The organism is Mycolicibacterium brisbanense, assembly GCF_001570425.1.
GTDB classification, from domain to species: Bacteria; Actinomycetota; Actinomycetes; order Mycobacteriales; family Mycobacteriaceae; genus Mycobacterium; species Mycobacterium brisbanense.
In genome coordinates this window covers 103,920-117,143 of the sequence record NZ_BCSX01000053.1, presented here as the reverse complement: position 1 = coordinate 117,143, position 13,224 = coordinate 103,920, and the positions used below count along the sequence as shown (strand labels likewise).

The following is a 13,224-nucleotide window of genomic DNA, read 5'->3' as shown; positions in this document are numbered from 1 at the left end:
ACCGGTAACTTGGCGATCGTGAACTCCCCCATCGCGGTCGTCGGACCCGGTGCCATCGGCTCGGCCGTAGCGGCATATCTGCACGCCGGCGGACACCGGGTCGAGGTGTACGGACGAACCCCGCGCGAGTCGATCGAGGTGCGCCCGGACGACGGCGAGCCGATCATCGTGCCGGGTCCGGTGCGCACCGACCCGGACGCTGTCGAAGGGCCTGCCGCGGTGGTGTTCCTCGCGGTCAAGGACACGCAGAACGCCGCGGCCGCGACGTGGCTGGCCCGGCTGTGCGGCGCCGACACCGTGGTGTGCGCGCTGCAGAACGGCGTCGAGCAGGTCGAGCGGGTCGGCCGATACTGTCCGGCCGGCACGGTGGTGCCCGCGGCGATCTGGATCTCCGCCGAGACGATGCCGCAGGGCTGGGTGCGGCTGCGCAATCCGCTACGTCTCGTGCTGCCCGACAATGCCGCCGCCCGTGCGGTCGCCGAGCTGTTCGCGCCCGACGCGGTGGAGCTGGATCCCGACTTCCTCAGCGCGGCGTGGCGCAAGCTGCTGGTCAACGCCGTCGTCGGACTGATGGTCCTGTCCGGCCGACGCTCGGGGATGTTCCGGCGCGACGACGTCGCCGCCCTGGCCCGCGAGTACCTGGCCGAATGCCTTGCCGTGGCCCGGGCCGAGGGAGCCACGCTGGCCGATTCCGTGATCGATGAGATCGTCGACATGCTCGCGCGGTATCCGGTGGACCTGACCACGTCGATGCTGACCGACCGCGAAGCCGGCAGGCCGTTGGAGTGGGATATCCGCAACGGCGTGATCCAGCGCAAGGGTGCCGTTCACGGGCTGCCCACTCCGATCAGTGACGTGGTGGTGCCGCTGCTGGCCGCGGCCGGTGACGGGCCGGGCTGACCGGTCAGTAGACACCTTGCCCTAGGGTGTCTACTCATGGCCCGGACCTACGACTGCGAGCGCGTCGACCTGGACTTCATCGACTCCGCACCGTTCCGCTTCGTCAGCACGGTCGACCTGGCGATCACGCCCGAGCAACTCTTCGAGGTGCTCGCCGACGAGACATCCTGGCCGCACTGGGCGACGGTCATCACCAACGTCGAGTGGACCAGCCCCGAACCCCGCGGCGTCGGCACCACCCGCACTGTCTCGATGCGCGGCCACATCACCGGCAACGAAGAGTTCCTCGCATGGGAACCCTTCTCCCACATGGCATTCCGCTTCAACACCAGCACGTCGGATGCCATCTCGGCGTTCGCGGAGGACTACCGCGTCGTGGAAACCACCGACGGATGTCACTTGACCTGGGTGATGGCGATGAAGCCCAGCGGCATCGCCGGCCGGCTCGGCATGACGCTGGGCCGGCCCGTCATGGCGTGGTTGTTCCAGCGGTTCCTGCACAATCTGCGGCGCTACACCGACAAGCGGTTCGCCACCACATAGCGCCTGTCGACGCCGGCTAGTACACGCCTTCCCACGCCGTCCGTCTGACCGCGTCGGGATCCTCGACCGTCTCGTCGCGGGTCGACCGGATCACCCGCGTCAACCGCCGGTCGGTGTCGTACTGCGGCCAATCCTGGAACATCCCGCTCTCCTCGTGTGCGGAGAATTCCGCGGTCGCGAAGTCCAGCCAGGTGCGTTGCATGCGCCTGCCCACCGACGGTTGCACGCGCCGCCCCAGCGGGTGCAGCTTGCGACCCAGGTACGAGCTGTAACTGTGCTGGATGTGGACGATCTCGCTGCCGTGGGTGGCACCCAGCCCCAGCACTTTGAGCGTCCAGGTGGTGTGGTCGAACCGGTAGGCGTGAGTCGGCGCGTGAGCACTGTAGGCGTCGGCGAAGGCCCACGTCGGGGCCCCGAACATGGCATCGGAGCCGATGGCGATCAACGCACTGCGGCGCGGGAAGTCCGGATAGGCGGCCAGCACCCGGGACTCCGCGGACGGATCGGTGCGCGCGAAGAAGGCGTGGATGCCCGCGCGGGTGGTCGGCAGCATCGGCGGCTTGCCCCACGCGAACATCGAAGCCTCGTGACTGTTGGTCCCGATGATCAACGGCACGTGGCCGACCGCGCCGCTGCGGGCGGCCTCGATGGGATGCGTCGGCAGCAGGTCGACGCCATGGGTCAGCCCGTAGGCCAATGTCGGTGTGCGCTGCGCACTTTCCAGCTGCAACTGCCCGGCCGCACGACGCAGCTGCCGCTGCGGCAAGGTCTTGACCACTTCGGCTCCGACGCCGAGCTCAGACAGGAAGCGTCGCGCCTGGCGGGCGCGGGTGTCGCGGTCGGCGATCAGCGGCAGCGCCGGGCTCTGCGCGATGGCGCGAGCGAACAGCCCCTTCGCAGCCGGGCTGGCCAGCAGCGCCAGTACCGAGGTGGCACCGGCGGATTCGCCGAACACCGTGACTTGATCGGGGTCCCCACCGAACGCGGCAATGTTGTCGCGCACCCAGCGCAGCGCCGCGAGCTGATCGCGCAGACACAGGTTGTCGTCGAAACCGGGGCCGAGGTCGCTGAGCTCGAAGCCACCGAACACGCCGAGCCGGTAGGTGACATTGACCACCACCACATTGCCGTTGGCGGCCAGTCGCGACCCGTTGTAGAGCTGCAATTGACCCGCGCCGTACACGAATGCGCCACCGGGAATCCACACCATGACCGGCAACGACCCGGTCGTATCGGGCGACCACACGGTGACGGTCAGACAGGCTTCGTCGCGGATCTTGGGGTCGTCGCGACCGCCACCGACGAACGAACGGCCCTGCGGCGGCAACGGCCCGTGCTCGATGGCATCGCGCACACCGGTCCATGCCGACAGTGGTTGCGGGGCCAGGAACCGGCGCTGCCCGACGGGTTGCTGGGCGTAGTCGACACCTCGCCACACCCCGACACCGCCCTCGACGGTGCCGCGGAGCCGCCCCAGCGAGGTGTGGGCGATGGTCGGATGTTCCGCGACGACGGACACGCCTGAATCTTAGTGTGGCAAGCTGGACACGCTGTCGAGTACGACCTACCGGCGAATTGCGATGGAGCGACGCGATGACCTTCAACGAGGGTATGCAGATCGACACGAGCACCACATCGACCGGCGGCGGGGGCCGTGGTCCCGGTCGTGGACTGGCCATCGGCGGTGGTCTCGGCGGCTTGCTGGTGGTCGTGGTGGCCATGTTCCTCGGCATCGACCCCGGCACGATCCTGCCGCAGCAACAGCAAATCGACACCGGCGGCGCCCAAACCCAAGGCATCGACCTGAGCCACTGCAAGACCGGCGCCGACGCCAACAAGTACGTGGAGTGCCGCGTGGTGGCCACCGGCAACTCGGTCGACGGCGTGTGGTCGCAACTGCTCCAGGGCTACACGCGGCCGCATATGAAGCTGTTCAAGAATCAGGTGAACACCGGATGCGGCCCCGCCACCACCGAGGTCGGCCCGTTCTACTGCCCGGCGGACAAGACCGCCTATTTCGATACCGGCTTCTTCCAGGTGCTGGTCGACCAATTCGGTTCCAGCGGCGGGCCATTGGCGCAGGAATACGTGGTGGCCCACGAGTACGGGCACCACGTGCAGGATCTCCTTGGCGTGCTGGGCCGGGCGCAGCGGGATCCGACGGGCGCCAACGGTGCGGGCGTGCGCACCGAGCTGCAGGCCGACTGCTACGCCGGGGTGTGGGCACACTACGCATCGATCACCAAACAGGAGAGCACCGGCGTTCCGTACCTGCAGCCGTTGAGCGACAAGGACATCGCCGACGCGTTGTCAGCGGCCCAGTCGGTCGGTGACGACCGCATCCAGAGGATGTCGGGCGGCCGGGTCAATCCCGAGACGTGGACGCACGGTTCTTCCGCGGAGCGGCAGAAGTGGTTCACCGTGGGTTATCAGACCGGTGACCCGAAGAAGTGCGATACGTTCTCCGCGACCAACCTTGGTTAGGGCACAGACCGCGGCGGACGCCGTCGCGGAACGCTACCTGCAGACGTACGCAGAGTTGGATCCCTGTGCGGCAACCGAACTGGGCATCAAGAGCCCGGACGCCGAGTACGACGCGCAGATCACCGACTACTCCCCCGACGGCGTGACCGCACGCGCCGAGGCGGCCCGGGCCGCGCTGCGGGAACTCGCCGGAACCACCCCCGTCGACGACGTCGACGTGGTCACCATCGCAGCGCTGACCGAGCGGCTCGGCGTGATCGTCGAACTCAACGACGCCGGGCTGGATCTGGGCGAGCTGAACGTGATCGCCTCACCCCTGCAGTCGATGCGCGATGTGTTCGACCTCATGGCCACCGACACCGAGGACGATTGGGCACTCATCTCGCGGCGCCTGTCGCAGGTTCCCGACCGCGCCGACGGTTACGCCCGCGCCCTGCGGACCGCGGTGGCCAACGGGCACGCTCCAGCAGCCCGCCAGATCACCCGGGGTATCGAACAGGCCGCACGGATCGGGCAGTTGTTCGTCGGCATGGCGGCGCGGGCACCCCTGGGTAATCCCGTGCTGCACCAGGAGTTACAGGACGGGGCCGAGGCAGCCGCCGCGGCCTACCTGCGGCTGGCGGCCACCCTGCGTGACGACGTGGCCCCGCACGCCCGCCCGCAGGATGCCTGTGGCCGCGACGCCTACCGGCTGTACTCGCGCGCGTTCCTCGGCGCCGAGGTGGATCTGGACGAAACCTACGCGTGGGGCATCGAACTGCTGGAAGCGGTTGTGGCCGAACAGGTCTCGATCGCGCAGGAACTCTATCCGGGCGCCACGGTCGCCGAGACGCTGCACCGCCTCGATGACGAACCGCGGTACGTGGTCACCGGAACCGATGCGCTGCAGGCCTGGATGCAGGAGCTGTCAGACCGCGCGGTGGACGCGCTTGCGGGCACGCATTTCGATATCGCCGAGCCGCTGCGCCGGCTGGAGTGCCGCATCGCGCCGACCCAGACCGGCGGCATCTACTACACGGGCCCGTCGGAAGATTTCAGCCGACCGGGCCGGATGTGGTGGTCGGTGCCGCCCGGCGTCGAGCGGTTTCACACGTGGCAGGAGACCACCACCGTTTTCCACGAGGGTGTTCCCGGGCACCATCTGCAGATCGGTCGCGCCGTGGCATTGGCCGACCAGCTCAACCGGTGGCGTCGGCTGGGCTGCTGGGTGTCCGGGCACGGCGAGGGCTGGGCGCTGTACGCCGAACGGCTGATGGCCGAGTTGGGCTGGCTCGACGACGCCGGTAACCGCATGGGCATGCTTGACGCGCAACGGTTCCGGGCCGCCCGCGTCGTCATCGACATCGGTGTGCACTGCGGCTTACCCGCACCCGACGGGGCGGTCTGGGACGCCGAGCGGGCCTGGAACTTCCTCACCTCGCATTCGGCCATGGCCCCGGAGAATCTGCAGTTCGAACTCGACCGGTACCTGGGCTGGCCCGGCCAGGCACCGTCGTACGCGATCGGTCAACGGATCTGGCAGCAGCTGCGCGACGAGGCACTGCGCGCCGGCTCGTCGCTCAAGCAGTTCCACAGCCGGGCACTGGATCTCGGCGGTCTGCCGCTCGACGTACTCCGATCGGCACTGTCGGCATGACCATGACAGCGCCGCCCGATCCCCCGCGAGCAGACGCTCGGGTACGCGACACGCCGATTTTCGGGTACCGCACTGTCTGCTCGCCAGGGAAACTCGCGGCAGGAACTACAGGCGGGAATGCGCGGCGATGCTGGTGTCGGTGGTCCGCAGCGGGCGGATCATGCCATCTTGGCTGAACGATGCGATCAGCTCGCCCTCTTCGGTATGCACGGCGCCACGCACGTACGACATGCCTGCGCCGGCCTGCGTGCTCTCATGGCTGTAGAGCAGCCAGCCGTCCCAGCGGACCGGTTCATGGAAACTCACCGCGACGGTCATGGGCGCGGTCGACACCGTGAGATGCGCCTGCGCGGTACCGATCCCAGCGTGGGCTCGCATCGTCGTCGAAATACCAAGGTGGCCGGTGAAATACGCGATCAGCGCCTTGGCCAGGTCGTCGCGGGCCGGGATCGGGTCGTAGCGTAGCCACGCGTAGATCTCCGGCGGCCCGACCTCGTCTGGACTGTTGACGTCGACGACATCGACCAGACGCAACTCCCGGCCTGCCATCGGCATGTGCGATGCGTTCGCCTCGGCCGGTGCCGCGACCGTGGGCCTGGGCAGGTGATGGCGGATCACATCGGCCGACGGCACATCGGTGAAGGCAGTCATGGTGATACAGCGCTTGCCGTTCTGCGACGCGGTGACCACGGCGGTGGCGGTGGAACGTCCCTCACTGATGACGTCGATGTCGAGGGCGACCGGCGGCCCGGCCAGCACCGCCCGGGCGAACACGGCGTGCACCGACCGCACCGACTTGCCCGGAAACCGTTTGGCGACAGCGACGATGGCTGCGGCCAGGATCTGCGTGCCCTCCACCACCTGACGCTCGTCGGCCTCGGCGAGCCCGGTCTGGGCGACGAAGCGATTCTCGCCGGCCGGTTGGGCGTCAAACAGATCGAGCAGCATCTCCACGGTCCACTGGGTCGTTTCGGTCGTCACAGTCATCCCTCTCTGATCACGGTCTCGGCGAATTCGGAAAGTGTCTGCGGCGCAGCCAAATCGCTGAACCATACATAGAAGCGCTCGATGCCCTGGGCGGCCAGGCCCGCGAAATGTTCGGTGAGTTCGGCGGCGTTCCCGCACACCAAGCCCGAACCCAGGTGGCCGAACAGCCGCGTGCTGCGTTCGGTCACCGCCTGTCGATCGGCACCGCGGCCGGCGAAGCCGACCATCTGCTGCAACGACGCCCGCGCGGAGCCGACAGTGGGCAGCAGCGCCGGCAACCGGTCGAGTTGATGCGAGGGGATGTTCCACCAGTCGGCGTGCGCGCGTACCAGTGCCATCGTGCGAGGGCCGGTTCCGCCCAGCAGCAGCGGAATTGGGTGCGACGGCCGGGGTAACGCGGCATCCTCGCCGTCCCCCCAGTACCGGCCGAGCAGGTCCAGCGTGCGGCCGAGTCGCACGACGCGCGCCACCGCGTCGTCGGCGTCGTCGACCCCGAATCTGTTGAACTCCTGCGGCCAGGAGCCCGAGCCCAGCCCGAGTTCGAACCTCCCATCGCAGGCCGCCGACAACGTGACCGCCTGTTTCGCCAGCACCGCAGGATGCCGGAAGGCATCGCACAGCACCAAGTGGCCGATCCGCAGACGTTCGGTGCGCGCCGCCACCCAGGTCGCGACGGTCATGGCCTCCCAGATGCCGTGATGCGTCGCGCCCGGAGCCTCAAGGTGGTCGATGAACGCGATGCCGTCGAATCCGACGGCATCGGCCACGCGAGCCCGCTCGACGATGTCGGGAATGCCCAGGCGCACCTGGGGCAGGAACAGAAACCACTCGGTCATCGGTGCAGCACAGTAATCACAAGTCGCCTATCGCTTCTGCGGAACCGGTAATGCCATTCTCGCAAGTGCAGCATGGCCGAGGTGATCGCGCAATGGCGGCCCTGCCGCGTGCGCCTCATCGACTCGTACGTAACACTTCAGCGTGATAACGTGATTATCGCTTTTAACGAACATCACTCTTGCAGGAGGCGAACATGCATCGCGCATCCACGATTGTCCGGCGCCCGACGCCGGCAATCATTGCCTCGAGCCCAAGGAAGCGCTCGCGCGCAAGAGGACTCCGTGCGGCACGGTAGTGGCAGCGAGGGCTACCGCGAGGTGATGGGCACGCCGATCCGATGACCGCCACTCCCGAACAGCTGCTGTTCTCCTCGACGGCCCGGGCCTTCCTGGACAAGGAAGCATCGCTCAGCACGGTGCGTGATCTGCATGCCCGCGACGCCTCGTTCGACCCGACGTGGTGGCAGCGCGCCGCCGAGCTCGGCTGGGCCAGTCTGCTGGTACCCGAAGAGCTCGGCGGGGGCAGCGTTTCCGGTGACGGCCTGGCCGACCTCGCGCTGGTCGCCGAGCACGCCGGGCGCACGGTCGCGCCCGGGCCGCTGCATGCGGTGAGTGTGGTGCTCGGCGGTCTCACGGAAGCCCCCGCAGGCCACGAGCGTCTGATCGAGGCGCTGGTCTCCGGCGAGTCGATCGCCTCGTGGGCGGTCTACGAGCCGCGGCGTCCGTTCGACCCCGTCGCGGCAGGCACCACCGCGACCCGCACCGCCAACGGCTGGCGGATCGACGGCGTCAAGGATCGGGTCGAGGCCGGGGCACAGTCCGACATGTTCCTGGTGGTCGCCGAATGCGACGGTGCGCTGCGTCAATTCGTCGTACCCGCCGACTCACCCGGCGTGAGCGTCACGGCGCAGAAGTCCGTCGACCTGGTGAAGACCTATGCCCGAGTGCAGTTCGTGGGCGTCGACGTGGCCGCATCCGCGGCCGTCGGGACGGCCGAGCAGACCGCGGCGATCATCGAACGGCAACGTCAGATCGCCCTGGTGCTGCAGTGCGCCGAGACGGTCGGCATCCTCGACGCCGTGCTGGCGCTGACCAATCGGTGGCTGCTCGACCGCCACAGCTTCGGCCGGCCGCTGGCGTCCTACCAAGCGCTCAAACACCGCTTCGCCGACATGAAGATGTGGTTCGAGGCGTGCCGCGCCACCACAACCGCGGCCGTGGCAGCCGTCGGATCACGCTCGCCCGATGCGCCGAAACTGGTCAGCGTCGCGAAAGCCTATGTCGCCGAGCGTGCTCCGGTGATGCTGCAGGACTGTGTGCAGCTACATGGCGGCATCGGCGTGACGTGGGAACACGACCTGCACCTGTATCTGCGGCGGGTCGCGCTCAACCGGGCGATGTTCGGTTCCCCCGAAGACCACCATCGCGCCGTGTACGCATTGAGCCGCAAGCGGCCAGGAGCAACGGAGCTTCGAGCATGACCCAGACGGCAGTCGCCACAGAGTCTCTCGCCGATTTCACCGCCCGCGCGCGGGCGTGGCTTGCCGAGAACATGCCGCCCATCGATCCCGACAACCCGCCGTTTTCGGTGCGCGCCGAAGCCGCATCGTGGGAGCGCGCGAAAGAACTGCAGAAGCGTCTGCACTCCGGGGGCTTCGCGGGCATCTGTTTTCCCCGCGAGTACGGCGGGCTCGGCTTGGATTACGCGTATCAGAAAGCGTTCAATGCCGAATGCCGCTGCTATGAAATGCCGTTGATCCTCAACACCCCGTCGTTCACGATCTGCGCGGCGACGATTCTCGACATGGGCAGCGAACAGCAGAAGCGCGACCGCATTTCGGCGGCCATCCGCGGCGACGAGATCCTGGTGCAGCTGCTCAGCGAGCCCAACGGCGGCTCCGACCTGGCCGGCGTCATCACCCGGGCCGACCGCGTCGGCGACAAGTGGATCATCAACGGCGCAAAGACCTGGAGCACCAGCGCCTTTGCCGGTGATTACGGGCTGATGCTGGCCCGCACCGACTGGACGGTGCCCAAGCACGAAGGCCTGACGATGTTCCTGGTACCGCTCGACGCGCCGGGCATCACGATGCGCCGGATCAAAGAGGTCAACGGCAACGAAGAGTTCTGCGAAGAGTTCTTCGACGGCCTGGAACTCGGCGACGACGCCGTCGTCGGAGCGGTCAACGACGGCTGGACCGTCGCGTCCCGGCAGTTGCATCACGAGCGGCGCGCCGTCGGGGGCGGATCGGAATTCGCGAGCGGGACCGGCGCGGAGAATGCGAACGAGATGCCGCCGGACCACATCGGTATCGCCGAGGCCACCGGGCAGGGTGACGACCCGCGGGTGCAAGATCTCGCCGGCCGGGCGCTGGTCCGTCGCACGGTGAAACATCAACTCATCGACCATGTTTCGGCTTCGATCGCCAACGGGTCACTGCCCCCGAACGCGGGAACCCTGATTCGCCTCTTCCATGCCGAGACCACCGAGCTCGAGGTCGACACCGCGCTGGCCATTGCCGGGACCGCGGGCGTGGTGGATGAAGGCGCCGACCTGGAGCACCTGGTCGACATCGGCGTGCGTTACCTCTCGCGACAGACCGGATCGCTGGGCGGCGGCAGCTCGGAGATGGCCCGCAACGTGATCGCCGAACGCGTGCTGGGTTTTCCGCGGGAGTACGCCGCCGATCGCGGGGTGCCGTTCAACCAGGTCAAGCGCTGACGTTTCACCGAGCCGAGGTTGGCCGGGCGTACGGTGGTGAGCACACGACCCAGGGGGAAGTCTCATGCCCACTATTCACGTGGAACGAGTGATCGCCGCACCGCTGGAACAGGTCTTCGACTGGATGGCCGACCCCGCCGCCATCGGCACCGCTCCGCTGGTGCTCAAGGCGGGCTGGGCGAAAGGTTCATCGGGCCCCGCCGTCGGTGCGGTGCGAGCGGTGACCGGAGCCGGTATGTGGTTTCGCGAGGAGATCACGGCCTTCGACCGCCCGAACAGCTACTCGTACTTGATCATCGGCTCGTTTCCGCCGTTCGAACATGACGGCGGCACATTGACTTTCACGCCACGCGGGGAAGGCACCCACGTCGACTGGCTCACCACCTACACCCACTCCGCCCTCAGTGGCGGCAAGGTGATGGAGGCCGTGAGCTCTCGACTGCTGCCCTGGAACTTTCGCGCCATCCTCGCCAACTGCGCCAAGGCGTTGGAGCACTAGGGCTGCCGAGAAAACACTTCACATGATGCCCATCATGTGATTAGCATGATGGGCATCATGCGAAATGCGCCGACGAAGCGTGCCGACAGCAAGCGCGAGTCACGGGACCGGATCCTCGACGCCGCCGCGCGCCGACTCCGCGAAGAAGGGCTGAGCGGGGCAGGTATCGCCGCGGTCATGCGCGATGCCGGGCTGACGCACGGTGCCTTCTACTCGCACTTCGGCACCAAGGATGAGTTGGCGAGCGCGGCCTTCGGCCACGCCATCGGCACGGGACGCCCGCACTGGATCAAACCGTCGCACGGTGAATCTTGGCGGGCCCGCCTGACCAGCTTGGCCAAGCGCTATCTCACCGCCGCCCACCGCGACGATCTCGCGACCAGCTGCGCCTTCGCCGCCCTCGGCTCGGAAGCGGCGCGCGGCTCCGAGGAGTTCCGCAAGAGCTACGAAAGCGAGCTACGGACATCGCTGGCGGCGATCTGCGGCGACAACGCCGACGAGCAGCGGTTCGACGATGCGATCGCCCTGATGGCGCTCTGCGTCGGCGGGATGACGTTGTCCCGCGCCGTCGCCGACCCGCAGTTCTCTGCACGCATCCTGCGGAGCACCCGGGCCGCAACCGCCAATCTCACCGAGGACCAACCACATCGAGGAGGATCGCATGGCCGGCACTGAGCCGTACGGGCTGTTGCAGTACCGCGAGATCAACGGCCGCCGCATGGCCTACATCGATGAGGGCGACGGCACCGCCGCCTCGGCCATCGTGTTCCAGCACGGCAACCCCACCTCGTCGTACCTGTGGCGCAACGTGATGCCGCATCTGGAAGGGCTCGGCCGGCTCGTAGCGTGCGACCTCATCGGCATGGGCGGGTCGGACAAACTCACCGATTCCGGCCCCGACAGTTATCACTATGCGGAGCAACGCGATTACTTGTTCAAACTCTGGGACTCCCTCGACCTCGGCAACCGCGTGGTGTTGGTGTTGCACGACTGGGGATCGGCACTCGGATTCGACTGGGCCAACCAGCATCGCGACCGCGTGGCCGGCATCGCCTACATGGAAGCCATCGCCACACCTATGACGTGGGCGGACTGGCCTGACCAGGTACGGCAGGTGTTCCAAGGCTTCCGTTCGCCCGATGGTGAGTCAATGGTGCTGGAGCACAACATGTTTGTCGAACAGGTGCTGCCTGGCGCGATCCGTCGCACACTCACCGACACCGAGATGGACCACTACCGCGCGCCGTACCGGCAACCGGGTGAAGACCGCCGCCCCACGCTGTCGTGGCCGCGCAACATCCCGGTCGAGGGCGAACCCGCCGACGTCGTCGCCATTGTCGAGGACTACAGCACCTGGCTTGCCTCCAGCGACGTTCCTAAGCTGTTCGTCAACGCCGAGCCCGGCGCCATCATGCGCGGACGCATCCGCGACTTCGTCCGGACCTGGCCCAACCAGAGCGAAGTGACGGTTGCCGGTTCGCATTTCATCCAGGAGGACAGCCCCGACGAGATCGGGGCCGCCATCGCCGAATTCGTGCGCACGCTGGCCACCTAGAACAAGGTTGGCTGTGCCGGCGCCGCGATCTCGGACATGACCGCGGCAGGTGCCGCGGGCCCCCGCGCCGTCAGCCCGTAGCGCGCGAGCAGCGGTGCCACCCGGGCACGCAGCGCGGTGCGGTAATCCTGCGGCAGGTACGCCCTGCGCCCGTACAACCGCTCGTACTCGGGCACGAGTTCGGGGTGCGACTGTTGCAACCACTGCATGAACCAACCACGGTTCGATCCGCGCAGATGCATGCCGAACACCGTCGCCCCCGTCGCGCCGGCCGCCGCGATCTGCCCGAGCAACGCGTCGAGCTGTTCTGCGGAATCCGTCAGGTACGGCAGCACCGGCGCCACCATCACGTGGCAGCCCAGCCCCGCGTCGCGCACCGCGGAGATCAGGGCCAGCCGCGCCTGCGGTGACGGCGTGCCGGGTTCGACGTCACGATGCAAGTCCGGGTCGCCCACCGCCAGCGAGATCGCCACACTCGCCCCGGGCCCGTTGTGGGCCGCGTCGGCGACCAGCGGCAGGTCCCGCCGCAGCAGCGTGCCCTTGGTCAGTATCGAGAACGGTGTCCCGGAATCCGCCAGTGCACCAATGATTCCCGGCATCAACGCGTACCGGCCTTCGGCCCGCTGGTACGGGTCGGTGTTGGTGCCCAGCGCAACCGCCTCCCGAGTCCACGAGCGACGGCGAAGCTCGCGTCGCAGCACCTCGACCACGTTGGTCTTGACCACGACCTGAGTGTCGAAATCCCGACCGCTGTCGAAGTCGAGGTACTCGTGCGTCGGTCGGGCAAAACAGTATCGGCAGGCGTGTGAGCATCCCCGGTAACCGTTGACGGTGTAGCGAAACGGGAGCGCCGACGCCGCGGGAATCTTGTTCAGCGCCGATTTGCACAACACCTCGTGGAAGGTGATGCCTTCGAACTGCGGGGTGCGTACGCTCCGCACGAACCCCAGCCGTTGCAGGCCGGGTAGCGCGCCGTCGTCGACGCGCACCCCCTGCCCGTCCCAACGCATTCACCCATCGAACATGCGTTCGAGCCGAATGTCAAGGATCCGCGCAGACCGC

At 67.7% G+C, this 13,224-nt stretch carries 13 protein-coding genes; 9 read left to right on the top strand and 4 right to left on the bottom strand.

Features of this window, described 5'->3' with window-relative positions; genetic code table 11:
* The first annotated feature begins 18 nt into the window (after positions 1–18).
* Both RMCB_RS30750 and RMCB_RS30745 read left to right on the top strand, forming a co-directional pair.
* Positions 19–900, top strand: coding sequence for an oxidoreductase (locus tag RMCB_RS30750; RefSeq protein ID WP_062831893.1), 882 nt, complete (start codon positions 19–21; stop codon positions 898–900).
* Between the two features lie 36 nt (positions 901–936).
* Entirely contained in the window at positions 937–1,443 is a 507-nt protein-coding gene (locus RMCB_RS30745) for an SRPBCC family protein (RefSeq protein ID WP_062831770.1), read from the top strand.
* Between the two features lie 16 nt (positions 1,444–1,459).
* On the opposite strand, the gene RMCB_RS30740 is transcribed toward RMCB_RS30745, so the two are convergent.
* On the bottom strand, positions 1,460–2,962 hold the full coding sequence (locus tag RMCB_RS30740; RefSeq protein WP_062831769.1) for a carboxylesterase/lipase family protein: 1,503 nt from the start codon (positions 2,960–2,962) through the stop codon (positions 1,460–1,462).
* Positions 2,963–3,036: 74 nt separating this feature from the next.
* On the opposite strand from RMCB_RS30740, the gene ypfJ reads away from it, so the two are divergent.
* Both ypfJ and RMCB_RS30730 read left to right on the top strand, forming a co-directional pair.
* Positions 3,037–3,927 (top strand): KPN_02809 family neutral zinc metallopeptidase, encoded by an 891-nt coding sequence (gene ypfJ / locus RMCB_RS30735; protein WP_029372341.1) that lies wholly within the window; start codon positions 3,037–3,039, stop codon positions 3,925–3,927.
* Complete coding sequence (locus RMCB_RS30730; protein ID WP_062831768.1) at positions 3,920–5,563, top strand: DUF885 domain-containing protein; 1,644 nt, start codon at positions 3,920–3,922, stop codon at positions 5,561–5,563. The genes ypfJ and RMCB_RS30730 overlap by 8 nt, the downstream gene beginning before the upstream one ends.
* A 105-nt stretch (positions 5,564–5,668) precedes the next feature.
* On the opposite strand, the gene RMCB_RS30725 is transcribed toward RMCB_RS30730, so the two are convergent.
* The gene (locus RMCB_RS30725; RefSeq protein WP_062831767.1) at positions 5,669–6,550 is read right to left on the bottom strand and encodes an acyl-CoA thioesterase; all 882 of its coding nucleotides are present in this window, start codon (positions 6,548–6,550) and stop codon (positions 5,669–5,671) included.
* Positions 6,547–7,386: an LLM class flavin-dependent oxidoreductase gene (locus RMCB_RS30720; RefSeq protein WP_062831766.1), complete on the bottom strand. Its 840-nt coding sequence runs from the start codon at positions 7,384–7,386 to the stop codon at positions 6,547–6,549. Before RMCB_RS30720 ends, RMCB_RS30725 begins: the two co-directional genes overlap by 4 nt.
* 338 nt (positions 7,387–7,724) lie before the next feature.
* Between RMCB_RS30720 and RMCB_RS30715 the strand changes: the two genes are divergently transcribed.
* From RMCB_RS30715 to RMCB_RS30695, 5 genes are all read left to right on the top strand, one after another.
* A complete protein-coding gene (locus RMCB_RS30715) occupies positions 7,725–8,867 on the top strand; it encodes an acyl-CoA dehydrogenase family protein (protein ID WP_062831765.1) in 1,143 nt (380 codons plus the stop codon).
* Positions 8,864–10,108 carry an acyl-CoA dehydrogenase family protein gene (locus RMCB_RS30710; RefSeq protein WP_062831764.1) on the top strand — a complete coding sequence of 415 codons (1,245 nt, stop codon included), beginning with the start codon at positions 8,864–8,866 and terminating at the stop codon, positions 10,106–10,108. Before RMCB_RS30715 ends, RMCB_RS30710 begins: the two co-directional genes overlap by 4 nt.
* A gap of 64 nt (positions 10,109–10,172) precedes the next feature.
* Positions 10,173–10,607: an SRPBCC family protein gene (locus RMCB_RS30705; protein WP_029372337.1), complete on the top strand. Its 435-nt coding sequence runs from the start codon at positions 10,173–10,175 to the stop codon at positions 10,605–10,607.
* Positions 10,608–10,664: 57 nt separating this feature from the next.
* On the top strand, positions 10,665–11,282 hold the full coding sequence (locus RMCB_RS30700; protein WP_063979692.1) for a TetR/AcrR family transcriptional regulator: 618 nt from the start codon (positions 10,665–10,667) through the stop codon (positions 11,280–11,282).
* A complete protein-coding gene (locus tag RMCB_RS30695; protein WP_029372334.1) occupies positions 11,269–12,162 on the top strand; it encodes a haloalkane dehalogenase in 894 nt (297 codons plus the stop codon). The genes RMCB_RS30700 and RMCB_RS30695 overlap by 14 nt, the downstream gene beginning before the upstream one ends.
* Here RMCB_RS30695 and RMCB_RS30690 read toward each other — a convergent pair.
* Entirely contained in the window at positions 12,159–13,172 is a 1,014-nt protein-coding gene (locus RMCB_RS30690) for an Rv2578c family radical SAM protein (protein ID WP_062831762.1), read from the bottom strand. The genes RMCB_RS30695 and RMCB_RS30690 overlap by 4 nt on opposite strands.
* Positions 13,173–13,224: the final 52 nt, after the last annotated feature.

Coding starts and splice junctions, on each gene's coding strand:
- RMCB_RS30745 (WP_062831770.1), top strand. CDS start 937: ATGGCCCGGACCTACGACTGCGAGCGCGTCGACCTGGACTTCATCGAC.
- ypfJ (WP_029372341.1), top strand. CDS start 3,037: ATGACCTTCAACGAGGGTATGCAGATCGACACGAGCACCACATCGACC.
- RMCB_RS30725 (WP_062831767.1), bottom strand. CDS start 6,550: ATGACTGTGACGACCGAAACGACCCAGTGGACCGTGGAGATGCTGCTC.
- RMCB_RS30720 (WP_062831766.1), bottom strand. CDS start 7,386: ATGACCGAGTGGTTTCTGTTCCTGCCCCAGGTGCGCCTGGGCATTCCC.
- RMCB_RS30715 (WP_062831765.1), top strand. CDS start 7,725: ATGACCGCCACTCCCGAACAGCTGCTGTTCTCCTCGACGGCCCGGGCC.
- RMCB_RS30710 (WP_062831764.1), top strand. CDS start 8,864: ATGACCCAGACGGCAGTCGCCACAGAGTCTCTCGCCGATTTCACCGCC.
- RMCB_RS30705 (WP_029372337.1), top strand. CDS start 10,173: ATGCCCACTATTCACGTGGAACGAGTGATCGCCGCACCGCTGGAACAG.
- RMCB_RS30700 (WP_063979692.1), top strand. CDS start 10,665: ATGCGAAATGCGCCGACGAAGCGTGCCGACAGCAAGCGCGAGTCACGG.
- RMCB_RS30695 (WP_029372334.1), top strand. CDS start 11,269: ATGGCCGGCACTGAGCCGTACGGGCTGTTGCAGTACCGCGAGATCAAC.
- RMCB_RS30690 (WP_062831762.1), bottom strand. CDS start 13,172: ATGCGTTGGGACGGGCAGGGGGTGCGCGTCGACGACGGCGCGCTACCC.